24 protein-coding genes are annotated in these 26,875 nt (G+C 57.8%); 13 read left to right on the forward strand and 11 right to left on the reverse strand.

Annotated features, from left to right (window positions below):
• From NIZ92_RS00475 to NIZ92_RS00520, 10 genes are all read left to right on the forward strand, one after another.
• Window positions 1-828, forward strand: coding sequence for a MetQ/NlpA family ABC transporter substrate-binding protein (locus NIZ92_RS00475; RefSeq protein ID WP_254002515.1), 828 nt, complete (start codon window positions 1-3; stop codon window positions 826-828).
• Window positions 828-1,670: a MetQ/NlpA family ABC transporter substrate-binding protein gene (locus NIZ92_RS00480; protein WP_254002516.1), complete on the forward strand. Its 843-nt coding sequence runs from the start codon at window positions 828-830 to the stop codon at window positions 1,668-1,670. The genes NIZ92_RS00475 and NIZ92_RS00480 overlap by 1 nt, the downstream gene beginning before the upstream one ends.
• 1 nt (window position 1,671) lies before the next feature.
• Complete coding sequence (locus NIZ92_RS00485; protein ID WP_254002517.1) at window positions 1,672-2,877, forward strand: methionine ABC transporter ATP-binding protein; 1,206 nt, start codon at window positions 1,672-1,674, stop codon at window positions 2,875-2,877.
• Window positions 2,849-3,511, forward strand: coding sequence for a methionine ABC transporter permease (locus NIZ92_RS00490; protein ID WP_009461203.1), 663 nt, complete (start codon window positions 2,849-2,851; stop codon window positions 3,509-3,511). The genes NIZ92_RS00485 and NIZ92_RS00490 overlap by 29 nt, the downstream gene beginning before the upstream one ends.
• Window positions 3,512-3,589: 78 nt before the next feature.
• Window positions 3,590-4,855, forward strand: coding sequence for an SfnB family sulfur acquisition oxidoreductase (locus NIZ92_RS00495; RefSeq protein WP_254002518.1), 1,266 nt, complete (start codon window positions 3,590-3,592; stop codon window positions 4,853-4,855).
• 4 nt (window positions 4,856-4,859) lie between these two features.
• Window positions 4,860-6,059, forward strand: coding sequence for an SfnB family sulfur acquisition oxidoreductase (locus NIZ92_RS00500; protein WP_254002519.1), 1,200 nt, complete (start codon window positions 4,860-4,862; stop codon window positions 6,057-6,059).
• A 165-nt stretch (window positions 6,060-6,224) separates the two neighbouring features.
• The gene (locus tag NIZ92_RS00505) at window positions 6,225-7,049 is read left to right on the forward strand and encodes a MetQ/NlpA family ABC transporter substrate-binding protein (protein WP_137431080.1); all 825 of its coding nucleotides are present in this window, start codon (window positions 6,225-6,227) and stop codon (window positions 7,047-7,049) included.
• 16 nt (window positions 7,050-7,065) lie between these two features.
• Window positions 7,066-8,493 carry an LLM class flavin-dependent oxidoreductase gene (locus NIZ92_RS00510; protein WP_060186585.1) on the forward strand — a complete coding sequence of 476 codons (1,428 nt, stop codon included), beginning with the start codon at window positions 7,066-7,068 and terminating at the stop codon, window positions 8,491-8,493.
• A gap of 71 nt (window positions 8,494-8,564) precedes the next feature.
• Window positions 8,565-9,410 (forward strand): MetQ/NlpA family ABC transporter substrate-binding protein, encoded by an 846-nt coding sequence (locus NIZ92_RS00515; RefSeq protein ID WP_052159247.1) that lies wholly within the window; start codon window positions 8,565-8,567, stop codon window positions 9,408-9,410.
• A gap of 12 nt (window positions 9,411-9,422) precedes the next feature.
• Entirely contained in the window at window positions 9,423-10,721 is a 1,299-nt protein-coding gene (locus NIZ92_RS00520) for an acyl-CoA dehydrogenase family protein (RefSeq protein WP_254002520.1), read from the forward strand.
• Window positions 10,722-10,991: 270 nt separating this feature from the next.
• On the opposite strand, the gene NIZ92_RS00525 is transcribed toward NIZ92_RS00520, so the two are convergent.
• From NIZ92_RS00525 to msuE, 3 genes are read right to left on the reverse strand one after another with little or no spacing between them, the layout of a single operon-like run.
• A complete protein-coding gene (locus NIZ92_RS00525) occupies window positions 10,992-11,849 on the reverse strand; it encodes an amidohydrolase family protein (RefSeq protein WP_254002521.1) in 858 nt (285 codons plus the stop codon).
• Window positions 11,846-13,006, reverse strand: a complete 1,161-nt coding sequence (gene ssuD / locus NIZ92_RS00530) for an FMNH2-dependent alkanesulfonate monooxygenase (RefSeq protein WP_115634747.1) — start codon at window positions 13,004-13,006, stop codon at window positions 11,846-11,848. Before ssuD ends, NIZ92_RS00525 begins: the two co-directional genes overlap by 4 nt.
• Window positions 13,003-13,590, reverse strand: coding sequence for an FMN reductase (msuE, locus tag NIZ92_RS00535; protein ID WP_251197089.1), 588 nt, complete (start codon window positions 13,588-13,590; stop codon window positions 13,003-13,005). Before msuE ends, ssuD begins: the two co-directional genes overlap by 4 nt.
• Window positions 13,591-14,022: 432 nt before the next feature.
• Here msuE and NIZ92_RS00540 point away from each other — a divergent pair, with 432 nt between their 5' ends.
• Entirely contained in the window at window positions 14,023-14,535 is a 513-nt protein-coding gene (locus NIZ92_RS00540) for a 2,4'-dihydroxyacetophenone dioxygenase family protein (protein ID WP_009461189.1), read from the forward strand.
• Here the strand turns inward: NIZ92_RS00540 and NIZ92_RS00545 are convergent.
• The 3 genes from NIZ92_RS00545 to NIZ92_RS00555 form a co-directional block, all read right to left on the reverse strand.
• Window positions 14,532-15,539 carry an AraC family transcriptional regulator gene (locus NIZ92_RS00545; RefSeq protein WP_254002522.1) on the reverse strand — a complete coding sequence of 336 codons (1,008 nt, stop codon included), beginning with the start codon at window positions 15,537-15,539 and terminating at the stop codon, window positions 14,532-14,534. The genes NIZ92_RS00540 and NIZ92_RS00545 overlap by 4 nt on opposite strands.
• 225 nt (window positions 15,540-15,764) lie before the next feature.
• Entirely contained in the window at window positions 15,765-16,250 is a 486-nt protein-coding gene (locus NIZ92_RS00550) for a PaaI family thioesterase (RefSeq protein ID WP_254002523.1), read from the reverse strand.
• A 170-nt stretch (window positions 16,251-16,420) separates the two neighbouring features.
• Window positions 16,421-17,167, reverse strand: a complete 747-nt coding sequence (locus NIZ92_RS00555; RefSeq protein ID WP_254002524.1) for a sulfite exporter TauE/SafE family protein — start codon at window positions 17,165-17,167, stop codon at window positions 16,421-16,423.
• Window positions 17,168-17,256: 89 nt separating this feature from the next.
• Here NIZ92_RS00555 and NIZ92_RS00560 point away from each other — a divergent pair, with 89 nt between their 5' ends.
• Window positions 17,257-18,150, forward strand: a complete 894-nt coding sequence (locus NIZ92_RS00560; protein WP_254002525.1) for a LysR family transcriptional regulator — start codon at window positions 17,257-17,259, stop codon at window positions 18,148-18,150.
• A gap of 247 nt (window positions 18,151-18,397) precedes the next feature.
• Here the strand turns inward: NIZ92_RS00560 and modD are convergent, their stop codons facing one another.
• From modD to NIZ92_RS00585, 5 genes are all read right to left on the reverse strand, one after another.
• Complete coding sequence (modD, locus tag NIZ92_RS00565; RefSeq protein ID WP_254002526.1) at window positions 18,398-19,300, reverse strand: ModD protein; 903 nt, start codon at window positions 19,298-19,300, stop codon at window positions 18,398-18,400.
• Window positions 19,297-19,950, reverse strand: coding sequence for a molybdate ABC transporter permease subunit (gene modB / locus NIZ92_RS00570; protein WP_035269950.1), 654 nt, complete (start codon window positions 19,948-19,950; stop codon window positions 19,297-19,299). Before modB ends, modD begins: the two co-directional genes overlap by 4 nt.
• Before the next feature lie 11 nt (window positions 19,951-19,961).
• Window positions 19,962-20,672: a molybdate ABC transporter substrate-binding protein gene (modA, locus tag NIZ92_RS00575; protein WP_254002527.1), complete on the reverse strand. Its 711-nt coding sequence runs from the start codon at window positions 20,670-20,672 to the stop codon at window positions 19,962-19,964.
• 314 nt (window positions 20,673-20,986) lie between these two features.
• Window positions 20,987-21,907 carry a polysaccharide deacetylase family protein gene (locus NIZ92_RS00580; RefSeq protein ID WP_060186575.1) on the reverse strand — a complete coding sequence of 307 codons (921 nt, stop codon included), beginning with the start codon at window positions 21,905-21,907 and terminating at the stop codon, window positions 20,987-20,989.
• A gap of 207 nt (window positions 21,908-22,114) precedes the next feature.
• On the reverse strand, window positions 22,115-24,280 hold the full coding sequence (locus NIZ92_RS00585) for a malate synthase G (RefSeq protein ID WP_254002528.1): 2,166 nt from the start codon (window positions 24,278-24,280) through the stop codon (window positions 22,115-22,117).
• A gap of 1,001 nt (window positions 24,281-25,281) precedes the next feature.
• Here NIZ92_RS00585 and NIZ92_RS00590 point away from each other — a divergent pair.
• Complete coding sequence (locus NIZ92_RS00590; RefSeq protein ID WP_026483878.1) at window positions 25,282-26,784, forward strand: AMP nucleosidase; 1,503 nt, start codon at window positions 25,282-25,284, stop codon at window positions 26,782-26,784.
• Window positions 26,785-26,875: the final 91 nt, after the last annotated feature.

Raw genomic sequence — 26,875 nt, forward strand, 5'->3', positions numbered from 1 at the left:
ATGCTCCAGCAACTGTCCAAACTCATCGTAGCTAGTGCCCTTGTGCTGGCTGTTTCTCCGGCCATCGCCGCCGACTCCTTACGCATTGGCGTGGTGCCGGGCGCCTATGCCGATTCCATCAATGCCGCGGCCCAGGATGCCAAGGCCCAAGGCATTAATGTCGAGGTGATCGAGTTCACCGACTGGACCACGCCCAATGTGGCGGTGGATAACGGCGATATTGATATCAATTACTTCCAGCATCAGCCTTTCCTGAAGAACGCCATCGAGAAAAACGGCTACAAGCTGGCCAGCGCGGGCACGGGTATTTTGGCCAATGTGGGAGTGTATTCGCTCAAGCATCAGGCGGTGGACCAGGTCCCTCAGGGCGGCAAGGTAGGCATTGCCAACGACCCCGTGAACCAGGGGCGTGGTCTGCTCTTGCTGCAAAAAGTCGGGCTGATCAAGCTCAAGCCAGAGGTCGGTTATCTGGGCAGCCTGGATGACATTGTCGAGAACCCCAAAAAGCTCAGCTTTGTGGAAGTAGAAGGCCCGCAGCTGGTGCGTATTACGGGTGATGTGGATATTGCCCAGGGCTATCCGCATTTCATCGTGGCGGCCAAAGCCTTTGATCCTTCCAGTGGTCTGGCCTACTCGGGTATTGAAGATGCGCAGTTTGCCATTCAGTTCGTGGTGAAAGCGGACCGCACTAACGATCCTGTCATTCAAAAGTTCATCTCCATCTATCAAAACTCGCAGTCTGTGCGTGACGTGTCGCGTGCGGCATTCAATAACGACGAGCGCCTCTACACCCTGGCCTGGTTGAATGCACAAGGAGGGGCGAAATAATGACGGCGATTTTCTCCTCTCGCGTGCAGCGTTGGGCGCTGGGCATTCTGTTTGCCGCTGCCCTGCCGTTCAGCAGCTCTGCCGCCGTGATTAAAGTGGGCTCCATTCCTGGTGCAACCTCGGATGCGGTGCAAGCGCTGATCCCGGAAGGCAAAAAGCAGGGTCTGGATATTCAGTTGGTGGAATTTACGGATTGGACGCTGCCCAACGAGGCCGTCAACAACCGCGATATTGATGTGAATTTCTTCCAGCACCAAGCCTTTCTGAACAATGCCATCAAAGAGCGTGGCTACGACCTGGAATTGATTGGTCTGGGCTTGCTGCAAAACATTGGCTTGTACTCGAACAAGTACCAATCTTTGGACCAGGTGACCAAGGGTGCAACCGTGTCCTTGCCGAATGATCCGGTCAATCAGGGCCGTGGCCTGTTGCTGCTGCAAAAAGCGGGCCTGATTACCTTGCGCCATGGTCTGGATACCGGGGCTACGGTCAATGATGTGGTGGACAACCCCAAGCAGCTCAAGTTGGTGGAAATTGAAGGCCCGCAACTGATCCATTCCCTGCCGGATGTGGACCTGGCTGTCGTCTGGCCCAGCTATTTCGTCAGCGCTGGCCGCAAGGCGGATGCGGGCAAGGCCCTGGTCTATTCCGGCATTGCCGACACCTTTTATGCAATGGGTTTTGTCACGCGTAAAGACCGCGTCAACGACCCTGCCCTGAAACAGTTCGTGGAGCTGTTCCAGCAGTCGCAAGCGGTACGCAACACGATTGCAGACCGCTTTGATCACAATCCCCATCTGTACACCTTGCCCTGGCAAGGCAGCAGCACAGCGAGCAAGTGATATGGCATACACATCAGCACTACGGCGTAATTTGGACGAGCTGCGGGACACCGCCGAACAGGCCGCAGGACAGCGCGAGGTTCACAAGGCCAGTGCGTCTGTCAAAGCGGAACTGGAACAGCAGCCCAGCGTCGTCAAGGCGGGCAGCGTGGCCTTCCGTAATCTGTCCAAAATCTATCAGTCCTCGGCCGGCACCGTGCCTGCCTTGCAGGACATTGATCTGGACATCGCGCCAGGCAGCATCTTCGGCATTATTGGCCGCAGCGGCGCGGGTAAATCCAGCTTGCTGCGCACTATCAACCGGCTGGAGCGCCCGAGCAGCGGCCAGGTACTGGTGGATGGCGTGGACATTGCCCGTCTGAATGAGTCGGAGCTGGTGCAGCTGCGTCGCCGCATTGGCATGATTTTTCAGCACTTCAATTTGCTGTCTGCCAAGACGGTGTACGAGAACGTGGCTTTGCCCTTGAAGGTGGCCGGGGTGTCGGCGCAGGACATTGCCCAGCGTGTTCAGGAGCTGCTGCAACTGGTCGGCTTGCAAGATAAGGCCGATACCTATCCCAGCCGTTTGTCGGGCGGGCAAAAGCAGCGCGTGGGCATTGCTCGCGCCTTGGCAACTGGCCCGGAGATTTTGCTGTGTGACGAAGCCACTTCAGCGCTGGACCCGGAGACTACGCAATCCATTCTGAGCCTGCTCAAGGACATTAACCGCCGCCTGGGCATTACCGTCGTGCTGATTACGCACGAGATGAGCGTGATCCGTGAAATTGCCGACCGCGTGCTGGTGCTGGAAAAAGGCCGCATTGCCGAGCTGGGCGAGGTCTGGCGTGTGTTTGGCAAACCGCAGCATGACGCCACCAAGGCACTGCTGGCACCTTTGCAGCACACACTGCCGGAGGACTTGCAGGCACGTCTGGTGCAGCAGCCTCCCAAAACAGGCACGTACAGTCGCATTCTGCAATTGAGCTATAGCGGCGAAGGTGGCTGGGAGCCGGATTTGCTGCGCATTGCCCGCAGCCTGCCCGGCCAGCCGCAGCTGGTTCATGGTGGCGTGGACCGGATTCAGGGCCATGCACATGGACGTTTGCTGGTCGCCATTGAGGGGCATGTGAGCCTGCCCGATTTGACATCTTTGACGCAAGGCCCGGCGGCCATCGCGCATCACATTGAGGACATTGGATATGTTGTGGAATCTGAGTATCCCCGCTGAGCGTTATTGGCAGGCTTTTCTGGACACGCTGATGATGGTGGGCGTGTCGGGGGGCATTGCCTTTCTGGCCGGTATTCCGCTGGCGGTGCTCTTGATTGTGACGGCCCCCCATGGTTTTTGGGAGTCGCCCAAGATCAACCGGGCGGTGGGTAGCGTGGTCAATGGTTTCCGGGCCACGCCCTTCATTGTTTTGCTGGTTGCGCTGATTCCTTTCACGCGCTTGCTGGCAGGCACCACGATTGGGGTGTGGGCGGCCATTGTGCCCTTGGCGATTAGCGCCACGCCTTTCTTTGCCCGTATTGCCGAGGTCAGCCTGCGTGAGGTGGACTCGGGCCTGATTGAAGCGGCTCAAGCCATGGGCTGCAAGAAGTGGGACATCGTGCGCCATGTCTACTTGCCCGAGGCGCTGCCCGGCATTGTGGGTGGTTTCACCATCACTATCGTGGCTTTGATCAGCTCGTCGGCCATGGCCGGTGCGGTCGGTGCCGGTGGCCTGGGTGACTTGGCGATCCGCTACGGCTACCAGCGTTTTGATACGCAGGTGATGTTGATCGTGATTGCCGTGTTGATTGCTTTAGTGACTGTGGTGCAGTTTGCCGGCGACCGCTACGTGCAGTGGCTGCGCGCACGTTGATCCGAGTTTAGCCAAGGGCTGGCGCACTTAGTGGCGTCGCCTATCCCTACCGTTTTTAGTCATTGAAAAGAGTGCCGTATGAATGATCGGATTACTCAGGGCGGAGCTTTGCCCGAAGCATCTGCAAAGCCGCGTCTGCCCTTGCCCCCCCAACAGCCTCATGTGATTGGCAGTGAAGCCGAAGCCATCGTCATTGCCCGGCAATTGGCTGCTGAATTTGCGCAAACTGCTGCCGAGCGCGACCGCCTGCGCCAGCTTCCCTGGGACGAGATAGAGCGCTATACCGCCAGCGGCCTGGGTGCCATCACTATCCCCAAAGCCTATGGCGGCCTGGAAGTTTCCAATGAAACGCTGGCGCAGGTTTTTGCCATCATCAGCGCGGCTGATCCTTCTCTGGGCCAGATCCCGCAAAACCATTTCGCGCTGATCCAGAACCTGAAAGACACCGGCACTGAATCTCAAAAGCAGCGTTGGTTCAAGGCGGTGCTGCAAGGCGCGCGTTTAGGTAATGGCGGACCGGAAAGAAAGGGCAAGGCAGCGGTGATTACCGAGATCACTGCCCATCTTGCTCGGGCAGCGGATGGCAGCTTGCGCGTTAGCGGCACACGCTTTTATTCAACCGGGGCCTTGTTCGCCCATTGGATTCCTTTCCGGGCTGCGGATGAGCAAGGCCGTGGCGTGCAGGTCTGGGTGCGTCGTGATGCGCCCGGCGTGCAGGTGATTGATGACTGGAATGCCTTTGGGCAACGCACCACCGCCAGTGGCAGTGTGGTGTTCGACCAGGTCCTGGTCGAGGAAGACCATGTGCTGGAAAGCTGGCGTTTTGCGGACAAGCCTTCCCTATCGGGTCCTATTTCTCAACTGATTCAAGCCAGTATTGATGCCGGTATCGCCCAGGGTGCCTTGCAGGATGCGCTGGAATTTGTCCGCAATCGTGCGCGCCCCTGGACCGATTCGGGGGTGACCAGTGCCACGCAGGACCCTCACATCATTCAGGAAGTGGGTGCCTTGCAGATTGAGGTGGATGCCGCTCAGGAAGTTTTGCTGGAGGCAGCGCGTCTGTTGGATGAGCTGGCTGCCAAGCCCGTGGATGCAGACAGCAGCGCCCGTGCTTCCGTGGCTGTTGCCGAGGCCAAAATCCTGACGACGGAAGCGGCCTTGAATGCCAGCGAACAGCTCTTTGCCTTGGCCGGCTCGTCGTCCACCCGTGCGGCTCATAACCTGGATCGCCACTGGCGCAACGCCCGCGTGCACACCTTGCATGACCCGGTGCGCTGGAAATATCACTTGCTGGGCAATTACCTGCTCAATGGCGCCTCGCCGTCTTATCACCAATGGAACTGAGGCCATGACAACACAGCTTTCTACATTCGTACACATCATCACGTCCGAGCCCGAAGCGCTGCAAGCCGCCGAGCAGTTTGCACAATCCATTGCCCAACATGCGCTGGAGCGTGATCGCGACCGTATCTTGCCGCATCGAGAGGTGGAGCAATTCAGTCAAAGCGGTTTGTGGGGCATTACGGTCCCCAAAGAATACGGGGGCGCGGGCGTTTCCACCGATGTGCTTACCCGTGTCGTGCAGCGCATCGCCCAGGCTGATGGCAACTTTGGCCATATCCCGCAAAACCACTATTACGCGTTGGAAGTGTTGCGCGTGGGGGCGACGCACGAGCAAAAGGCCTTTTTCTACGATCAGGTGCTGCAAGGCAAACGCTTTGGCAATGCATTGGCAGAGATCGGCAAGAAGGACTTTGTCCGTCGCACGCAATTGCTGAAAGAACCCGATGGCTGGTTTGTGGATGGCCGTAAATTCTATTGCACGGGTTCGCTGTTTGCACACTGGATTCCCACGCTGACGACCTCGCCTGATGATGGCCGCCTGTATCTGGTTTTTGTACCGCGTGGGGCTGCAGGCGTCACGCTGACAGACGATTGGGACGGCTTTGGCCAACGTGTGACAGGCAGCGGCTCGGTGGAGTTCACACGTGTTCCTGTGCAGCCGCAATGGGTCGTGCCGTTCACGGACTCCTTCGAGCGTCCGACCACTATTGGTCCCTATGCCCAGATCATCCATGCAGCACTGGATTTGGGCATAGGCCAAGGGGCTTTCGAGGCCACCTTGCCCTTTATCCGCGAGCACAGCCGCCCCTGGATTACCGCTGGCGTGGATACCGCCGCACAGGACCCCTTGCTGCTGCAGGAGGTGGGCAATGTGCATGTGCGTTTGCGTGCCGCGCAAGCGCTACTGGCCCGCGCCGCCCGCTTTGTGGACGCCGCCCAGCAAGCACCGGATGAGGACAGCGTGGCTCAGGCCACCATTGCCGTTGCGCAGGCCAAGGCTTTGGCGACCAGTGCCAGTGTGCTGGCAGGCAGCAAGTTATTTGAACTGGCAGGCACCAGCGCTACGCAGGCCCAGCATGGGCTGGATCGCTACTGGCGTAACGCCCGAGTCCATACCTTGCATGACCCGGTGCGCTGGAAGTACCACGCCATTGGCAATTACGCCCTGAATGGCGTGCGCCCGCCGCGTCATGGTGCTTTGTGATGCCACCTGGAAAGCTGTGTTTGGGCATGGCTGCAGGGGTGAAGAAGCGTTGCGCAGTATGGCTCAAAGCATGTCAGTAAATACGTTCTAGCAAGACACATATGCGCTTCGATATGGCCTGTTTTCCAGGCCACGAGCCTTTCTCTTTTATCTGGATGTTGATTGATGACTATCTCGAAGATTTTGAAAAAACTGACGGCGTTTAGCCTGGTTTCTACTGCCGTTTTGTTGAGCAGCACAGCGACCGCTGCGCCATTGAAAATCGGCGTTGTTCCCGGCATTTTTGCGGACTCGGTGGCCGTTGCCGCGCAGGAGGCCAAGAAGCAGGGTGTGGATGTGCAGGTGATCGAATTTACCGATTGGGCCACACCGAATGTGGCGCTGGATGCGGGCGATATTGATTTGAACTACTACCAGAACAGTAATTACTTGGCCAATGCGGTGCGCGACAAGGGCTTCAAGCTGGTCAGCGTGCAGCCGGGCATTTTGTCTTACCTGGGCCTGTATTCTCTCAAGCACGCCACGCTGGCCGATTTGCCCGATGGCGCCAAAGTGGCGATTGCCAGTGACGCCGTCAACGTAGGCCGTGGGTTGCGTCTGTTACAGCATGCAGGTTTGATCACGCTGCGCCCCGAGACCGGCTTGCTGGGCACTCCCGATGACATTGTTTCCAACCCCAAGAACCTGAAGTTTGTGGAAGTGGAAGGCCCGCAATTGGCACGTGCCACGCAGGACGTGGATCTGGCTCAAGGCTTTCCGTATTTCATCCTGGCCTCCAAAGCCTTTGATGCTACGAAAGCCTTGTCCTTGACCAGTTACGAGGACGACTCCTGGGCGATTCAGTTTGTGGCCCGTAGTGACAGGACGAAAGACCCGCGCATTGCCCAGTTCCTGGAGGTCTACAAAACATCGCCTGCGGTGCGCGAGGCAATCGATCAGTTCTACCAGGGCGAGAAAAAGCTGTATCGCCTGACCTGGTTGCCGCATTAAGCAAGGAGAATGCCCCATGACGCAGCCCAAGAAACACATCCATATCAACGCTTTCAACATGAATTGCGTCGGCCACATCCACCATGGTTTGTGGACGCATCCGCGTGATCAATCCACGCAGTATCACACTCTGAAGTACTGGACGGATCTGGCCCAAACGCTGGAAAAAGGCTTGTTCGACGGCATCTTTCTGGCGGATGTGGTCGGCTATTACGACGTTTACCAGCAAGGTGTGGACTTGACGCTGCGCGAGGGTATTCAACTACCGGTGAACAACCCCTGGCTGCTGGTCTCGGCCATGGCAGCCGTCACGCAACATATTGGCTTTGGTCTGACAGCGTCAGTGGCGGCGCATCACCCTTACACCTTCGCACGCGATGTCAGCACGCTGGATCAGCTAAGCAATGGCCGCATAGGCTGGAACATCGTGACTGGCTATGTGGATAGCGGGGCGCGGGGTTTGGGGCAGGATGGTCTGGATGCACACGACAGTCGTTACGACCGGGCCGAGGACTTTCTGCAATTGGCTTACAAGCTGTGGGAAGGCAGCTGGGAAGATGGCGCGCTGATTGCCGACAAGCAGCGTCGTATCCATGCCCTGCCCGAGAAAGTGCATACCGTGCATCACGAAGGGCCGTTTTATCGCAGCAATGCAATTCATATGAGCGCGCCCTCTCCTCAGCGCACGCCTCTGCTGTTCCAGGCAGGCACTTCGGCGCGGGGGCTGCAGTTTGCCGGGCAACATGCTGAAGGGGTTTTCATCGGTGCGCGGGACCCGGAAGCGGCCAGGGACTCGTCCCGCAAGCTGCGTCAGGCAGCGGTCAATGCGGGACGGCAAGCGCAGGACCTGAAGATTTATGCGGGTGTAGCGGTCGTTACGGGTGCTACGGAAGCCGAGGCTAAAGAGAAGTATGCCGACTATCTGGCCCATGCCAGTTCCGAGGGCGGCCTGGCGCATTTTGCGGCCAGTACCGGCGTGGACTTTGCCCAGTATGACCTGGATGAACCCATCAGCTTTGGCCCCAGCAACGCGATTCAATCCGCAGCGGCCGCAGCCCAGAAACAAGGCTGGACGACGCGCCGCAAGCTGCTGGAGCAATTCACGCTGGGTAGCCGCTACAAAACCATTGTGGGCGACCCGCAGCAAGTGGCGGATGCGCTAAGCACCTGGATTGATGAAGGCGAGATCGACGGCTTCAACCTGACCCGCATCGTTGTGCCTGAAACCTGGGAGGACTTTGCCAGCTACATCGTGCCCGAGCTGCAAAACCGGGGCCGTTATCGCACGGCTTATGAAGGTGGAACCCTGCGTCAGCAATTGTTTGGACAAGGAGATCGGGTATCTGCCACGCACCCTGCCGCGCAGTGGCGGCATTTGGTGCCCGGTTCGACCCCGGAGGCGGGATCGGATGAGGCGGCTACCTCTGCCTTGCAGGCAAGCTGATTAAGGCGAGAAAGAGCCAGTATCTGCTGCGTTGGATCATTTTTTACGACCCCTTTTTTAAGGTCAGGATCATGTTGTTTGCCCGTTTTTCTATTCGTGCCGTGTTTGCCTTGGCAGCTTTGAGCCTAGCGGGCCATGTGTCTGCTGCTGCATTGAAAATCGGCGTCACGCCCGGCTCTTTGGCCGATTCTGTTGCCGTGGCAGCCAAGGAGGCCAAGAAACAGGGCCTGGAGGTCGAGGTGATTGAGTTCACCGACTGGACCACGCCCAATACGGCCTTGGCCTCCGGGGATCTGGATTTGAATTACTTCCAGCATCAGGCTTTCCTGGACAATGCCGTCAAGGAAGGCGGCTATGCCATTGAAAGTGTGGCTTATGGTTTATTGCCCAATATTGGCTTGTATTCCAAGCAGTATTCGTCCTTGGATGCGCTGCCCGAAGGCGCTTCTGTTGGGGTGGCGAGTGATCCGGTGAATCAGGCGCGCGGCCTGCTGCTTTTGCAGACGGCTGGCCTGATTCAGCTGAAAGAGGGGGCAGCTGCGCGTGCCTCGATTCATGATGTGACGGCCAACCCCAGAAAGCTGCGCATTGTGGAAGTCGAAGGGCCGCAATTGGTGCGCGCAGCCGATGACCTGCCCTTGGTCCAAGGTTATCCAGCCCATTTTGTGAACGCCGGGCAGGCCGAGCTGGCCAGCAAGGCCTTGCAGTATTCCACGGTGGATGATCTGTACTACGCGATTCGCTTTGTGGCTAGAAGCAGCCATAGAGAGGATCCGCGCATACGCCAGTTTGTGGATCTTTATCAAAATTCCCCTGCCGTGGCCGCGCAGATCGACAGGTCTTTTGCAGGAGACAAAAAGCTGTATGCCTTGCCGTGGAAGACGGCGGGTCATGCCTCCATTACGCAGGTTCCTTGAGGGCTGCACATCATGATTACTGACACTGCCGTTTTTACCTCTGATGTTGCGCCACGCCGGACTGTGCCAGAAAGGGCTGCGCCAGCAAGTGCACGAGCTTCCGATCTGGGCGCCTTGCGTGCCCGTTTCGGCGCCCTCTTTCAGCGCATTGCCGATACCGCGGCAGAGCGCGAGCACACCCGTACCTTGGCTTACGCACCCATTCTTTGGTTGAAAGACAGTGGTTTTACGGCTCTGCGTGTGCCGCCTCAATGGGGTGGTAGTGGCGTCTCCATCCCCGTGTTCTTTGAGCTGTTTCAGGACCTGGCCGCGGCCGACTCAAACGTCGCCCAAATTCTGCGCCCTCATTTCGGTTTCATCGACCGATTGTTGATTGATCGGGATGAGGCCACGCAAGCGCAGTGGCTGCCATTGGCAGGCCAAGGGGCGATTTTTGGTAATGCCACGACCGAGACTGGTTTGGGCGCTGTAGGCCAGTTGCAAACCACGCTGGAGCCCGATCCAGAGCAGGCCGGTCAATGGCGTCTGAATGGCCGCAAGTTCTACAGCACGGGCACCTTGTACGCGGATTGGGTCACGGTGGTGGCTCGCAGCACAGGAACGGAGAAGGAGGATGAAACGGTACATGCCGTGGTCGCCACCGATCAGGAAGGGGTGGAGCGTCTGGATGACTGGCATGGTTTTGGCCAAAGGCTGACGGGATCTGGCACGACGGTGCTGACGGATGTGCTTGTGCCCGAGAGCGCCATCATCCGTTTTCCGCGCCAGGAGCCCACACCCTTGGTGGCTTATTTTCAGCTGGTGCATTTGGCGACCCTGGCAGGTATTGCTCAAGCCGTGCAGCGTGATGCAGTGGCCTATGTACAGGCGCGCAAACGTGTCTTTAGCCACGGCAGTGCCGCGCTGCCCAAGGATGATCCCTTGGTGCAGCATATCGTTGGGGAACTGGCCAGCACGGCCTATATCGCCCAGTTGGTGGTGCGTGATGTGGCCACGCATTTACAAAGCATTGCGGATCAGCGGCAGGCAGGCCTGGAAGTGCCCCTCGCAACTCTGGATGCTCTGGAACTGCGCACGGCACAGGCGCAAGCGGCTGTCGTGGAACCCGTCTTGCGGGCGGCCACGCGTCTATTCGATGTGGGTGGTTCTACTGCCCTGGAGGAGTCCCGTCGCCTGGATAGGCATTGGCGTAATGCGCGGGCCTTGGCCTCGCACAACCCGGTGATCTACAAGGCCCGTTCAGTGGGGGATATTTTGCTGAACGAGGCCGAGCCTGTGTACTACTGGCATGTGGGGACCAAGGGGAGTTGAGCTGATGCGGCCAGAGGCGGGGCCGCCTCTTGGAAGCAAAAGGGCACGAATCATTCGTGCCCTTTTGCTTGGTACGCTCGGAGACCGATGCATTGATGACAGGCGAGCAGACTGTGGCGATATCGTTAATGTCACTTGGGTGTTTTTAGGGCGAAGACGTCGATAGGCTCCAAGGGACACCGTCAAAAAAGGGGCGATGGTCTCGCCCCTCCTGGTGTGCATCTTGCTCTGCGCCTGACGTTTGTCCTGGATGAGTCAAAGCCGCCAGCGTTACCTGGGCAGCTGAAACAGCCTGGCTGCATTGTCATAAAACAGCTTGTCCAGAATGCTGTCCTTGAAGCCCAGCTGTTGAAAGTCCTCAATACTCTGGCGAATCGGGCGGAAGGTGTAGGACGAGCCAAACAGCAATTGCTCGGACAGAAAGCTGTTGGCTGCCTGCACATAGCCCTCGTTTCCCGGCTGGAAAATGTACATATCCGGCACCAGATGCACGTTCTCGTGCAGAAAGGCCAGGCCTATGGCCTGTTGCACATTGGGCCAATAGCCGTGATAGACCACTAAAGGCAGATCCGGGAAGGCTTTGGCCACTTTGGCCAGCCCGGCCGGGTCGTTGTAGCGCGGGTCCGGCGTGGTGGGGCCACTCATCAAAAAGACGGGTACTTTCAGGTGGCGCGCCAGTTCGTAAACGGGCCAGTAAACAGGGTCATCGGGGTGACGTGCTGGAACACCAAAACCCGGCTCGATATCAATGCCGGACAAGCCCAGCTCCTTGATGGCGCGTTCTGCCTCGGCCAGGGCTTGCTGCTCGCCTTGCAGAGCCGGATCAATACCGGCAATGCCCAGCAATTCATCGTGTCCGTGCACGATCTGATGAATGGTGTCGTTGGGCAAATGTTGCGACGGTGTGTGGCGGCCTACGACGACCGCTTTACTCAGTCCGGCCTGGCGCACTTCTTCCAGAAAGCCTTCCTGGCTAAGTGACTTTTCAAAGTGAGTATCGCTGCCACGAGTGCCAACGCGGCGGTTTAGCCAGCGCGCGGTGGCATGTTCTGGCGTACCAGGTTCGGCCCCGAAAAACTTGTGCAGAAAGGCAGGTCGGCAGCGTAGATCAATTATTTTTTGGCTCATGATGCAGAGGAAAGTTGCTGGTTTTGAACACCGCGCGCGTCAAAGGCGCCGCCGGTCTGGGCGCGATCACTGACGGTGACGGCCCGTTTGCCCAGAAGTGGAAACACCAGCTCGGCAAAGCGTATGGATTCTTCCAGATGGGGGTAGCCCGAGAGCACAAAGGAGTCCGCACCCAGGTCTATGTATTCCTGCAAGCGCTGGGCCACGGTTTGGGCGTCGCCCACCAGTGCGGTGCCTGCCCCGCCCCGTACCAGCCCTACCCCTGCCCACAGATTGGGCGAGACTTCCAGCTGATCGCGACGGCCACCATGCAAGGCCGCCATGCGTTTCTGGCCTACCGAGTCCATGCTGGCGTAGTTGGCCTGTGCTTTGGCAATGTCCTCGTCCGTCAATTTGCTGATCAGACGATCCGCCTCGGCCCAGGCTTCTTCATTGGTTTCACGTACGATCACGTGCAAGCGTACCCCCAGCCTCAATTTGCGACCACGGGCGGCGGCACGGCGGCGGATGTCCTCAAATTTCTTGCCCACAGCAGCCGGTGGTTCGCCCCAGGTTAGGTAAGCATCGACATGCTCGGCAGCCAGCTCATGGGCGGCGTCCGAGGAGCCGCCAAAGTACAAGGGCGGATAGGGTTTTTGCATAGGCGGGAAGAAGTTGCGGCCATTCTCCACCTTGAAGTGCTTACCCTGAAAATTTACGGTGTCGCCAGAGAGCAATTGACGCCAGATCGTCAGGTATTCATGGGCGTATTCATAACGGGCATCGTGGTCCAGAAACACGCCTTCGGCGGCCAGTTCGGTGGCATCGCCGCCGGGCACCACATTCAGCAGCAAACGGCCATGCAGGGCCTGGTCCAGGGACGCTGCCTGACGTGCGCTGGAAACGGGTGCGCCCAAGGAGGTACGCAGTGCCACCAGCAGCTTGATGCGCTGGGTAACAGGAACCAGGCTGGCCGCCACCACCCAGGGATCCAGGCAGGAGGCGCCGGTAGGAATCAGCAAGCCGTCATAACCCAGGTTCTCGCTGGTGACGGCAATGCTGCGCAGATACTCGTTGGTAGGCGCGCGGCCAAAGTCGGATTTGCCCAGATAACGGGTATCGCCCGAGGTGGGCAGGAACCAGAAAATATCGGGTGTGGTGGAGGTGATTTGGCTCATGCTGCCTGCGCCTCCAGAACAGAGTTTCGCAGTGGCAAACGCGTTTGAATACTGTGCAGTACCGGCACGGCCAGATCAACGGTGCGCTGGATGTGCTGTTGCAGGGCGGCGCTGGTGACTTCGCCGTCCTGAATCTCCTCGGGCGTGGCATAGACCCCGATGGGCAGGGTCAGCGCCTGGAAGAAGCTGAACAGGGGACGCAGCTGATGTTCGATGACCAGGGCATGGCGTTGGCTGCCGCCAGTGGCGGCCAGCAATACGGGGGTGCCATTCAGGGCATTCATGTCGACCAGATCGAACAGGTGCTTGAGCAAGCCCGGAATGCCCGCGCGAAAGATGGGCGAGCCCACGATCAGAAAGTCGGCCTGCTCAATGGCGGTGATGGCCTGATGCGCATGGGCGGGCAAGGCATCGGTGGACAGGGCCGCGCCCAGTTCGGGCAGCAGGCTGACCAGCTCGATGTTTTGCACGTCCAGTGCCAGTTGGTCGTTCAGTGTGTCGCGCAGCGCATCCAGCAGCACTTGCGTGCGGGAGGGACGGTGCAGGCTCCCATTCACAATAACGGTTTTCAGAGGGCGGCTCATGGCAATTCCTTGCAGTGAAATCAGAACAAGGTGCCGCCAGAAAACGGGGGCACCTGTGCGAGTCAATGCCTTGTATTACATGCCTGATCGCCGCTGCCACGAAAGACAATTCGCTCATGTGTTTATGGCCGATAAGCGTCCTTACTCTTTTGATTTGCTTATGAAAATCAGTATTGTTGAATGTGGAAAAATGAGCTGCCAAATGGCATGGGCATGAACTGTGTCAGGAGTTCGTCGCCGGTCTTTTTCGGGGTCAAATAAAGCGATCGGAGCGGGAGTGCCAGAACTGGATAGTGCGCCGCTACGTTGTGCCAAAGCTGGATAGTTCGGCGCCAAATGGCTTCATAGAATGAAACCAGGTCAATCCGGGGGGATTGGCATCCGACTGTGTGGGAAACACAGCGGCTTTTATTTCTATGAGAGAGACAAGTCATGACTCAAAACAGCACCCCACCCTATATCGACATTGAAAAACGCATCGACAAGGTACGCGACGAATACGCGCTGGTTGAAGGCCACTTCGATACGTCCGAGGAAACCTCCCCCTGGATTCCTTTCGGCCCCAATATCTGGCTGCGTCACCTGAGCTTTGATATTCGCAACAACACCTCGGTGCACATCATGCGCGCTGACAAAGGTGGTTCTTTGGGGCGTCATCGCCACCGCGCTGTGGTGACCGGCTACATTCTGTCCGGCAGCCTGCGCTACGAGGAATACGATTGGGTGGCCCGTGCCGGTCATTACATCCACGAAAGCCCCGGTCGCACGCACACCCTGGTGTCCGACGAAGGCATGGAAACCCTGTTCCACCTGGGCACGCCTATCGAGTTCCTGGACGAGAACGACAACATCCTGGAAATCATTGATGTGTTCTGGATGATCGACCACTACACCAGCTACTGTAAGAAGCACAATCTGCCCATCAACAAGTCCATGTTCATCTAGGACTGTTTGATGCTTGTGTGCCGTGTCTGCCCCGTTTGATGGGGCAGTTCCTTGAAGCGTTGCTGGTAGTAGGCAGAAAACCGCCCCAGATGCCCAAAACCATGCGCCAGTGCCACCTCGGTGACGTTGGGGCGGGGTCGGCTTTGCAGCACCTGATGGGCGGCGTCCAGACGCAGATTGCGTACCCAGCTCATGGGGGACTGTTTGTAGTGACGACGGCACAGCAGATGCAGGAAGCGGGGACTCACACCCGCTGACTGCGCCAGATCGTCCAGTGAGATGTTGCTGTGCAAATGCGCCAATACATAGTTTTTAGCTTGGAGCAGACGCATCTGCCCTGCTCGGGCCGCCGCTCCCATGGACTCATCCACCAGAGTCTGCACGGCTTGTCCATCGGCAGGATGACACAGCAAGAACAAGGCCAGGCTGCTTTCAATATGCTGCGTCCAGTTGGCTGGACGGTCGCCATGTTGCGCCGGTAGCAGAAGCAGGTGCTGGATGAGGTTGGCCCATTGCGGGCCCATACAGGGGTCCAGTTTGTAGACACAGCCCCGGGTCATGCCCTCTTGTGTCAGAGTCTGATGGCCCACGCCATCAAACAAGCTGTAGGGGATTTTCACGATCAGCTGTTCGCAACCGGCCTGCCACAAGGTGCGCACATGGTGGCGAGGGGATACCACCGCAATATCGCCGGGATAGGCCGTTAGTTTGTGATGACCATCGCTGATGAATTCGGCCGTACCCTGCAAAGGCATTTGCACCAGACAGAAGTCCCCGAAGGCATCGGCCTGGATTTCCACTTCGGCACCGTAGCCCAGTCGCATCAGGCTGATCTGATCAATATCGCGACGGTACAGGCTGGTGTTGATGCGCCCGCGACCCCAATGCAGGGCATGCCGGGAAATGGCCCGGCTAAGCGGCTGATGAGACAGCTCGGCGCTGTGCGAATGAAAGATTGGATGGCGGTACAACACCGACAGATCCAAGCCATTTTCTGCCGACATTGGGAACCCCTTGTTCCAGAGCATAAGGATGCGCGTGACCAGCGCCTAGTGTAAAAGTTGAGCGGCTGGGTGGGCATGGGGGCTATCCCTGATCGGGGCTGGTCGGTTTCAGAATATTATTTATTTACAGATAGATAGCCAGTTTTCTATTTTATTTAAGTTTAAAAAAAGCTGTCTGCTTCTTGGTGCTGTGGTTGAGGCTTGAAGAAGTCGGCAGCAGGAGTTTTAACGCCCCTGGGCCCGATCCCCTTTCAAGGCCATGACGGCGCTTTCCACTGTCGCAATCATCTTGCCGTCTTCTCGCTGGATTTCACAGCGGTAATGGCTGATGCTGCGCCCGCGATGCGTGGCCCAGGCATGGGCTTGCAGCCGCTCTAGCCAGACTGGCCGCAGAAAGGTGGCTTTCAGATCAATGCTGGTAAAGCTCTCGCCTTCCTGCATCAAGGTGGAATGGGCCGTGCCGATGGCGGCATCGGCCAGTTCGCACAAGAGGCCGCCATGTACCGTGCCCTGCTGGTTGCCATGCAAGGCAGCGTCTGCGTCCAGTTCCAGCGTGGCGCTGGCTTCATCTATAGCGGTAATACGAAAGTTCAGCAGCCGGGAGATTGCGGTGGGGTAACGCATATGCGTGTGCTCGCCCTCGGTCAATGTGCCATCCAGTTGGCGTTGCAGATACTCCAGTACAGGCAAGTGGCGAGATGAGCTTGGCATGGTGGCTCCAGTCGTTGCTAGGCGATTTGAGAATGTGGTGCTGGCCGTGAGGGTGGCTCTTGGTGGATCAATACATAGTGAATGACGCTGTCAGTGTGGTGGCTTAGCTTAAAAGCGCTTGCACCGGCGGATTCACGTCGCAAACGGAGAGGGTCATGCTGCGGTCAGCGTTAAATAAAAGGTCGAATAATCAGTTGTAGACCCAGGGCCGCCAGAAACAGCAGCAAGCATTGCTTGAAGCGGCGCGGGCTGATGCGTACGCGGATCTTTTGCCCCAGCCACATACCCAGTAAAGCCGGAACAATCACCAAGGTGGACATGCCCAGCTGGTTCAGCTTGAACACATCGTGCATGAACAGACCGCCAGCCAGCGCGATGGTGGAGATTGTGAAGGACAGCCCCAAGGCTTGCACCAGCTCGTCTTTATCCAGATTCAGGGCCTGCAGATAAGGTACGGCTGGCATCACAAAAACGCCGGTAATGCCGGTCACCACGCCGGTCACCAGACCAATCAAGGGCGAAAGCCAGGGCTCGAAGCGGGGTGACACGGTCAGGGCGGGGGCGATAAGCGCATAGCTTGCATACACCAGCAACGCGATACCCAAGGCCATGCCCGATAGCTGTGGTGAGGTACTGGCCAGCAGCGTTGAGCCCCAGAGCGTGCCCAGCACAATGGTCAGCATCATGGACCAGAGTCTGCGCAGCAAGGCCAGCATGGACGGCCCGGCAAAGCATTGCCAGACGTTGGTGATGAAAGAAGGCAGTACCAGCAAGGCGGCAGCCGAGGCCGGTGACATCATCAGGCCCAGCAAGCTCATGGCTACCGTTGGCAGGCCCATGCCGGTAATGCCCTTGACCATGCCCGCTATCAGGAAGGTGGCACTGAGCAGAAGAAGGAAAGAGAGAGATTCGTGCATGTCTGTATTGAAGCGTGGCAGGCAGGCGCACACAATGTGGATTTAAGGCGCTATCCTTCGGTTTATCCGAAGGGTTTTCAGGAGTGGTGATGCGACTGGGTCTGGCCGATCTGCATTTGTTCTTGAGCATTGTGGATGCAGGCAGCATCACACAGGGAGCGGTACGCGCGAATCTGGCTCTGGCTTCGGCCAGCGAGCGTTTGCGCCGTATCGAGGACGATGCCGGCGTTGCTTTGCTGGAGCGTCTGCCACGGGGAGTCGTCACCACAGAGGCAGGCGAGGCGCTGGCCCACCATGCCCGTTTGATGCTGCGCCAGCATGATCTGTTGAAAGGTGAGTTGCAGGATTTTGCTGTCGGGGCGCGGGGGACTTTGCACCTGTATGCGAATACGGCGGCCTTAACCGAATTTCTGCCGTCCCGTCTGGCACCCTGGTTGGCGCAGCGGCCCAATCTGCATATCGAATTGAAAGAGCGTACCAGCGCAGATATTGTGCGTACGGTTGCCGCCGGTTTGGCCCAGGCCGGTGTGGTGTCGGATGCAGTGCAGGCACCGGGGCTGGTGCTGGAGCCGGTGGCCAAGGATCATTTGGTGCTGATTATGGCTGCGGCTCACCCCTTGGCGGCACACAGCAAATTGAGCTTGCAGGATGTTCTGCATGAGCCGTTCGTGGGCCTGATGCCGGGTAATGCCTTGCAAGACCATCTGGACGAACATGCTCGCGCTGCGGGCCATGCTCTGGCGCAGCGCATCCGTATGAAAACCTTCGAGGGGCTATGCCAGATGGTGGCCCACGGTGTGGGCCTGGGGATTGTGCCGCAAGGCGTGGCCAGCCGCTACAAGCGCCGTCACGGCTTTGTGGCGCGGTCTTTGAGTGACGCCTGGGCCAAGCGCTCCTTGTGCCTGTGTTATCAGGACTGGGGCGCCCTATCCAAACCCATGCAGCGCTTGTTGCAGCATTTGGGGTCTAAGGAGACTGTCTGAGCCCACCTTTTTTGTGAAAACGTGTTCACGGAGCTGCATGCTTTCCAAGCCGCCAGGGGGCAGATGCCAGGCGTAAGGTTCATGCTGATTTCCGCATTTTTTGTCGGATTCAGCGATCTGTTTTTCTATTGGTGGTGCTTTGCAACTCTGTCGTTTGATGACTGGCTCTAATGCCGGAGCTCACCTTCCTTGTTTTCGCTTAACACCTTAGTGGGTCAGGCTGACAAATAGTGAGCGGCCGGTGATTTTATTCCAGCCCTTCCAGTTTGCTGGCAACAAGCGGCTCTTGCGATTCTGCTGGCTCTGCCAAGTTGATCTTCACTCCAATATCGGCCGGTTTCGCGTAGTGCAGGCTGCTGGTCACCAAGGCATTGACACCCGTTGCGGCATAGGCGGCTGCGTTACCTGCATGAATCCCGCCCGCCGCCAGAATGGTGACGTTGGGATGCGCGTTGCGCAGCGCAGGCACAATTTGTGCCAGGGTCTCGGGCTGGACTTTGTCGAACTGCACCACGTCCGCACCCGCCTGAGCCGCGCTATAGGCTTCATCCAGATCTGCCGCTTCGATCACGATTTTCTTTTCGCACAAGGCGTATTTGTGACGGGCAATCGCCCGGCCCACCTCCTCCCAGCCACCCATCAGCGCGCGGTGCTGGGGGAAGATCAAAATGGTTTCGCCCAGTCCCAGCCGATGCGGCATGGCTCCGCCCGATAGTGTGGCTTTCAAGGCCAGCTTGCGTACCCCAGGCGCATGTTTGCGAGTGGTCAGCACAGCCACCGAGGCATCTACCGTTTGCACGGCTTGCACGACTTGATGTGTCAGGGTGGCGATGCCGCAGGCAAACTCCAGCAGGTTCTGGCCGACCTTCCAGGCGCGCAGCAAGGCTTTGGCGGGGCCTTGTGCCAGCAAGATGGTCTGACCGGGCATGGCCGCCACGCCGCTGGGGGTGTAGTGCTGGGTCTGGCCGCCGCAAGAGCGCACAATCTCGGCCACCTCCTCAGTGCCTGCCACGCGGATATGGTCACGCACGACGTAACGCAGTGTGGTGTTCTGGTTGTGCAGTCCCAGCATGTGGCTGGTCAGATCCAGGTAGGAGGCATCCTCGCCAATCCATTGGTCGATTTGGCTTTGTTCAAAAAAAACCGTCATTTTTGATTCCCGTAGCGCCGCAGCGCCCAAAAGCAGGCTAATGCCGTCAGCCCCAGCAAGCAGGACAGCGCATTGGCACAGTCTGTGTCGCCATCCAGGACGGCGTTGTAGATAGATAAAGACAGGGTTTCGGTGCGACCTGCGATATTGCCACCCAACATCAGCGAGATGCCCACTTCTCCCATTGCCCGTCCGCCTGACAGAATCAGTCCCGTGGCCAAGGCAGGGCGCAGCAAGGGCAATTCCACCCGGAAGAAGTAGGACCAGGTGCCGTGGCCCAGTGTGGCTGCCGCTTCACGCAGCCGTGGCGACAGGCTGTTCATGCTGTTTTGCACGGGTTTGACCATCAATGGCAGCCCGGCGATAAAGGCGGCGATCAGCAAGGCCGCGGGCTGAAAAACAATATTGGGTGACCAGCCGGTGGCACTGGCCAACCAGCCCTGCCTGCCCAGGGCAAGCAGCAGCAAGTAACCGATAACAATCGGTGGGAAAACCAGCGGCAGGCTCACCAGTGAATCGAGTAATCCGTGGCCTGGGAAGCGCTTTCTGGCCAGTACCCAGGCCAGGGTTACCCCCAGAACCAATTGGGCCACCAAGGTGGCGGCCAGCACATATACACTCAGGCCCAGCGAGCTACTGGAGCAGCTCATCCAGGCGGACATCACAGGCCGTGACGCTCAAGAATGGATTTGGCCTTGTCCGAGCCCAGGAACTGGGTCCAGGATTGCAAGGCAGGGCTTGCAGGACGGTCCTTGAGCACGGCCAGGCTCAGATCAATCGGGTCGTGACATTGGGCTGGCATGGGCAGGATGGTGCCCAGCTTGTCCTTGTGGGCCAGCGCTTCGCTGCGGTTGATGAAACCGGCGTCCACCTCGCCATTGAGCAGGTAGGTGGATACCTGCGGCAGCATGGCGACTTCAATGCTGCGACCCTCGGCCTGGATTTTTTCACGTTCCATGCAGGTGGTGGCGGCGCGACCGTAGACGGTTTTCTTGGCATCGCCGATAGCAATGCGGGCATAGCTGGGCTGCTGCAAGTCCTGGATGGAATCAATGGTCTTGCCTTTGGGCACGGCCAGCATTAGGGCACCCTGGCTGATGTTCACAAACTGCTGGGTAATGCCCATGGGTTCCAGAAAAAAGCGGTCGCCAATAATGGCAGCAATGTCTGGATTTTGCTCGCTCTGAGCCCGGACCTGCTGCATATTGCCAAAGCTGCTCTCTACCGTCAGGCCTGTTTCTTTATTGAAGGCTTCCATCAATTCCGTGACGGGTTTGCGGTAGCCTGCGCCAGTAGCAATTAGCAGGTCGGAGGCCTGAGCGGTGGTGGACAGTGCCAGCAGGCTGGCGGCAGAAAGCAGCAGAGATTTCATAGGGTTTCCTGTCAGTAAAATTCGTTATGAGTTTGAGTTTATAACGAGAAGAAGCAGACAGGGACCACCAGGGGGATTTTAGGCCGTGGGTTTGAAAGTGGTATCAGACGCTGTGGCTCGACCGCAGGGTTGAGAGGTGTGGAGAGGACGGCAAACCGCGATTAAGCAGATGTGATGGAGGGCATGACAAGGAGGCAGTGTCGCCGTGTGAACATGATGTTTGCATGAGCTGGCTTACGGCTTACGGCTTACGGCTTACGGCTTACGGCTTACGGCTTACGGCTCATGGTCCATAGCCCATAGCCCACCAGAGTTCACGGCAACAATCCCGCCTCTTTCAGCAAAGGCTCCTCATAAACGGAGTCTTCAGCGGGATAGCGCAGGTTTGGCATGTTTTTGGCCTTGGCCAAGGCCCAGATGATGCTCTCCCCAGCAGGCAATGTATCGGGGGCTTGTGCGTACAAGGGGTCCTGAAATGCTGCCTCTGTTGATGTGATGGTCCAACCCTTGGCGGTAAATGCCGCGAGCACATCCGGCAATGCAGCCGCATTGATCTGGTTGGTATGCAAGAGGATTACATGAGCCGGACTGCGTCCCAGAACCTCTTGCGCCAACTGATCGTAATAGCTGGCACGGTCCAGCAGGTGAAGGATGTATTGCTCTTTCACGCGCTCTGCCTTGGCACTATCGCCTGCTTGCACATGATCTGCAAAGACCCGGCTGTAATACCAGTCGCTGGCATCAATGGATACGGGCGCGCTCTTGTAATCATGCGCCGCCATCCACTGACGGAAACCGTCGCGCTTGGCGATGGTGTCCCCTTCTTTCAGGTAAGGGAAGCGCAGCATGGGTGTGAAGGTGGGCAGGCTTTTGAACGCGGCATCGGCAAGCTGCACATCTGTAATGAAGTCCTCCAGACTGAGCGCCGGGTCGGCCAGGCTTTTGTGGCTGGCGGTATGGTTGCCGATCCGATGTCCTTCCCTAGACCAGGCCTGCACAAGACCCAGCCCCTCTTCCCCGCCCATACGGGCTAGCGATGGGAACAGAGTGGCCTTGATCTGGTGGTCCCGCAAGCTGGTCAATATTTGCTCATTCCACTGATTGGCCTGTGGCTGCGTGCTGGGGTTGAAGCCGTCATCAAAGCTGAGGGCCAGGGTCTGGGACGTGGCCCAAGTAGTGCAGAGAGCCAGAACAGCCGTAGCCAGGAAGTGCAGGGGAGAAATACGGAAAGCCATGCGAAAACGGAGAGGGTGAAAAGAGTGACGGAAACAGGCAAGCTTGCCCAGGCCTTGTCAGCATGCAGGACTGCAAGCGGCGGTGCAAGTTCGTAGTTATCGCAAGGGGCAAGTCAGCAGGCGAAAAAAATCCCCATCCTGAACCAGCAAGATGGGGATTTTGGGACACTGTTACCCGGAGTCAGGCTCCAGGCGACATTGTGTGCTTCAGGCTTGAGCGGCTTTGAATGCCAGACGCCATTGGTGCAGCAAAGGCTCGGTGTAGCCGTTAGGCTGTTCCAGACCCTTCAGAACCAGATCCTGAGCGGCGCGGAAGGCAAAGGAGCCTTCGAAGTTGCCGGCCATGTTCTGGTAGGCTGGGTCGCCTGCATTTTGCTGGTCAACCACAGCAGCCATGCGCTGCAGGGTTTCAACCACTTGTTCGTGGGTGACGATGCCGTGCAGCAGCCAGTTGGCGATGTGCTGGCTGGAGATACGCAGGGTAGCGCGGTCTTCCATCAGGCCCACGTCGTGGATGTCCGGTACTTTGGAGCAGCCCACGCCCTGGTCAATCCAGCGCACCACGTAACCCAGGATGCCCTGAGCGTTGTTGTCCAGTTCTTCCTGGATTTCCTTGGCAGACCAGCTGGTGTCAGTGGCCACAGGAATGGTCAGGATGCTGTCCAGGTAGTCGTTGGTGTCGCCTTCCAGACCCTTCTGGACGTCGACCACGTTGACTTGGTGGTAGTGCAAGGCGTGCAGCGTGGCAGCGGTAGGCGATGGCACCCAGGCGGTGTTGCCACCGGCCTTCACGTGACCAATCTTCTGTTCCAGCATTTCAGCCATCAGGTCAGGCATGGCCCACATACCTTTACCGATCTGAGCGCGACCACGCAGACCGCATTGCAGGCCGATCTGAACGTTGTTGCGCTCGTAGGCTGGCTGCCAGTCAGCTTGTTTCATGTCGGCCTTGCGCACCACGGCACCCGCTTGCATGCAAGTGTGGATTTCGTCGCCCGTGCGGTCCAGGAAGCCGGTGTTGATGAACACGACACGCTCGGTGGCCTGGGCAATAGCTGCTTTCAGGTTCACGCTGGTGCGGCGCTCTTCGTCCATGATGCCCAGCTTGACGGTGTTGGGAGCCAGACCCAGCAGGCTTTCCACACGGTCAAAGATCTCGCTGGCAAACGCCACTTCGTCAGGACCGTGCATTTTGGGTTTGACGATGTACAGCGAGCCGCTGCGCGAGTTCTTCTTCAGTTCCAGATCGCGCATGCCGATCAGGGTGGTGATCACGGCGTCCAGAATGCCTTCAGGGATTTCGCGACCTTCGCCGTCAATGATGGCAGGGTTGCTCATCAGGTGACCGACGTTACGCACGAACATCAGGGAGCGGCCAGCCAGAGTCTGGGTAGCGCCCGTCAAGTCGGTGTACTGGCGATCGTCAGCCAGGCGGCGCGTAAAGACCTTGCCGTCTTTCTTGATTTCTTCGGTCAGCGAACCGGTCACCAGACCCAGCCAGTTGCGGTATGCCAGGACCTTGTCGTCGGCGTCCACGGCAGCCACGGAGTCTTCGCAGTCCATGATGGTGGTCAGTGCGGCTTCCAGAACGATGTCTTTCACGCCAGCCGGGTCGGTCTTGCCGATGGGGCTGTTGGGGTCGATCTGCAGTTCAAAGTGCAGGCCGTTGTGCAGGAACACGATGGCTTCAGGCGCATCGGGCTGACCGCGGTAACCCAGCAGGGTCGAGGCGTCTTTCAGACCGGTGGTGCCGCCGTTTTCCAGGGTGACGCGCAAAGCGCCGTCAGCGATGGTGTAGGAGGTAGCCTGATCGTGGCTGCCTTGAGCCAGAGGAATGGTGTCGTTCAGGAACTGACGGCCAAAGGCGATAACCTTGGCACCGCGCACGGCGTTGTAGCCACCGCCACGCTGAGCACCGTCAGTGTCAGGGATGGCGTTGGTGCCGTACAGCGCGTCGTACAGGCTGCCCCAGCGTGCGTTTACGGCGTTCAGCGCGTAACGTGCGTTCATGATGGGCACAACCAGCTGAGGACCACCTTGTTCGGTGATTTCGGTGTCGACGTTGGTCGTGTTGACCTTGACGTCGGCAGGCGCTTCTTTCAGATAGCCGATGGAGCTCAGGAAGCTCTTGTAGGCAGGCATATCGGTGATGGGGCCTGGGTTGGCCGTGTGCCACTTGTCCAGTTCGACTTGCAAGCGGTCGCGTTCGGCCAGCAAGGCGCGGTTTTTAGGTGCCAGATCATGGACCAGCTTATCGAAACCAGCCCAGAAGGCTTCGGAGGAGATACCTGTGCCGGGCAGGGCTTCTTGTTCGATGAACTGATGAAGCACCTCGGCGACTTGCAGTCGCTGGCAGGAGATTCGAGTGGTCATGTGTACCCTTGCTGATAGTTAAAAGTGATTCGGTACAGCGGCAGGCCAAAACGGCCTTGCTAACTGCAATTACCTGGTCAAGAGCACTTTCAGATCTTGCTGAAATCGCGGGTGACAAGACCCACGCGGCGCCAGGACACAAATGACATCAGAGGGCGAGCAAATGCTTGAAGCGAAAATCATTAAAATACGCTAACCCATTGTAAATTAGCCTAAATACAAGCTAATTTGCGCGATGACGAGCTATGTCTCACACGCATGCCGAGCACACTGCCAGGTTGGATAACTTAAATTATGAAGGACTGACGCTAGCTGGATTTAATACTAAAAGTATTAAGACTACATACTTAATGTATTTACTGGATTTGGGCAAGTCTTATATATGAGGTAGAAGACGTGCCTGACTTCCACTTGCCATCATAAGCTGCCTCATCTGGTCCCGCTTGAAATACCTGATATGCCCGCCAAGCCGCTTGTCTAGCGCCATTAGCATAAAAACAGGGTCTTGGGTCAAGGGCTTGCGCCAGGGCTCTACCTACCTGATTCCGGAAAAATGGAATTTGCCTAAAACCGGGGTAAAGCTGCCTGTTTAAATGGGGCCTGTGAGTAAATTCAGTCTCAAAACCAACGATAGTCGTGTCCATTGTGTGGACAGTGGGGCTTGTGATTCAGTCAAAAACCAGTAACGACATTTGCTTTGAGTGGGACTGGGTCTGGGTTGCCTTGCTCGGATACGGCAAGACGCTGGGGCGCTAGGCGAGCCATTGCAAAGGTATATGGGTGATGGCTTTAAGCGCAGGCGAAACCGATAGCCGAACGTCTGTATTGGGGAGCGATGGTTCGCGAAAGCGGCAGACGGTCAGGCCTGTCTGTTCGGCTGGTACATGAGCGTCAGGATCAGGCGGCTGAATTTGTCATGGAGTCGTGTAGGAGGCGGAACAATAAACAGCTTATGATGCTTGCAGATCTGCTTGTCTTTGTTTCCCCTTGGAATACTTGTTATGTCTGATCCCAGCGGTTTTTCTCGTATCACGTCCACGCCGGAGCTGATTCCATTCAATGGCTATCAGGATGCCGGCCAGGCTTTGGAGCAGCTGCGCCATATTTACGACCGCAACACCGCTTTTTTGCGCGACTCTTTTGCCCAGTGTCTGGAAACTGGATTTCCACGCGGGCAGCGCTTCAGAGCCTGCTACCCTGCCGTGCGTTTGCGCGTCGATACCTATCAGGAAGTGGATAGCCGCCTGTCTTATGGGCATGTGGTCGAGCCCGGCGTGTACATGACCACCATTACCGCTCCTGGCCTCTATCACGATTACTTGCTGGAGCAACTGGAACTGCTGCTGCGCAATCACGGTGTGCAGGTGGAAGTGGGGGAATCCTCCGTGCCTATCCCGCTGCATTTCGCCCTGAATAATGGTGTGCAGTCCACGGTGACAACCGTGCCTGAATCGCCCGGTGACACCTTGCGCGATCACTTCGATGTACCGGATCTGGCGTATATGGACGATGCCATCGTCAACGGTACGTGGGAGCGCGTGCATAACGAACCCTTGCCGCTGGCGCCTTTTACTGCGCCGCGTATCGATTACTCCTTGCATCGTTTGCAGCACTACAGCGCTACTCGTCCCGAGTACTTTCAGAACTTTGTGCTGTTCACCAATTATCAGTTTTATGTGGACGAGTTCTGCCAGTGGGCGCGTGAAGTGCTGCAGGCGGATGATCAAGGCTATATAGATCTGGTGGAGCCGGGCAATATCATCACTCCGGCGGGTGCGAATGCATCGACAACCGGTTCGCCTTTGGCTCGCGCGCCGCAAATGCCCTCGTATCACTTGCGCCGTGCCGATCATTCCGGCATCACCCTGATCAATATCGGCGTGGGGCCATCCAATGCCAAGACCATTACCGACCACGTTGCCGTTCTGCGCCCTGCTGCCTGGCTGATGCTGGGCCATTGCGCCGGTTTGCGTACTACTCAGCGCCTGGGTGATTACGTACTGGCACATGGCTATGTACGTCAGGATCACGTGCTGGACGAGGATTTGCCTACTTGGGTGCCCATCCCTCCTCTGGCGGAAATTCAGGTTGCCCTGGAGCAAGCCGTGGCCGAGGTGGCCGGGCTGTCAGGTTGGGAGCTGAAGCGCATCATGCGCACGGGTACGGTGGCGTCTATTGATAACCGTAATTGGGAATTGCGAGACCACCACGAGCCGGTGCGGCGCTTGTCGCAGTCGCGGGCGATTGCGCTGGACATGGAGTCCGCCACCATTGCTGCCAATGGCTTCCGCTTCCGTGTCCCGTATGGCACCTTGCTGTGCGTGTCGGACAAGCCTTTGCATGGCGAGCTGAAACTGCCGGGTATGGCCAGCGAATTCTATGCACGGCAGGTTGGCCAGCATTTGCATATCGGGATTAGGGCGCTGGAATTGTTGCGTGAGATGCCTAAGGAACGACTGCACTCGCGCAAGCTGCGCAGCTTCCTGGAAACGGCGTTTCAATAAGATATTGCAGGCCTTGTCAGTGCCTCAGCGCCTGGGTGAGCTGTTGGCTCTTAGCACTGACTTACCATTTTTAGTGGTTTGAGAGCAGGCC

Origin of the sequence: Alcaligenes sp. 1735tsa3, from assembly GCF_024134565.1 — a bacterium.
Classification (GTDB): Bacteria; Pseudomonadota; Gammaproteobacteria; order Burkholderiales; family Burkholderiaceae_B; genus Alcaligenes; species Alcaligenes phenolicus.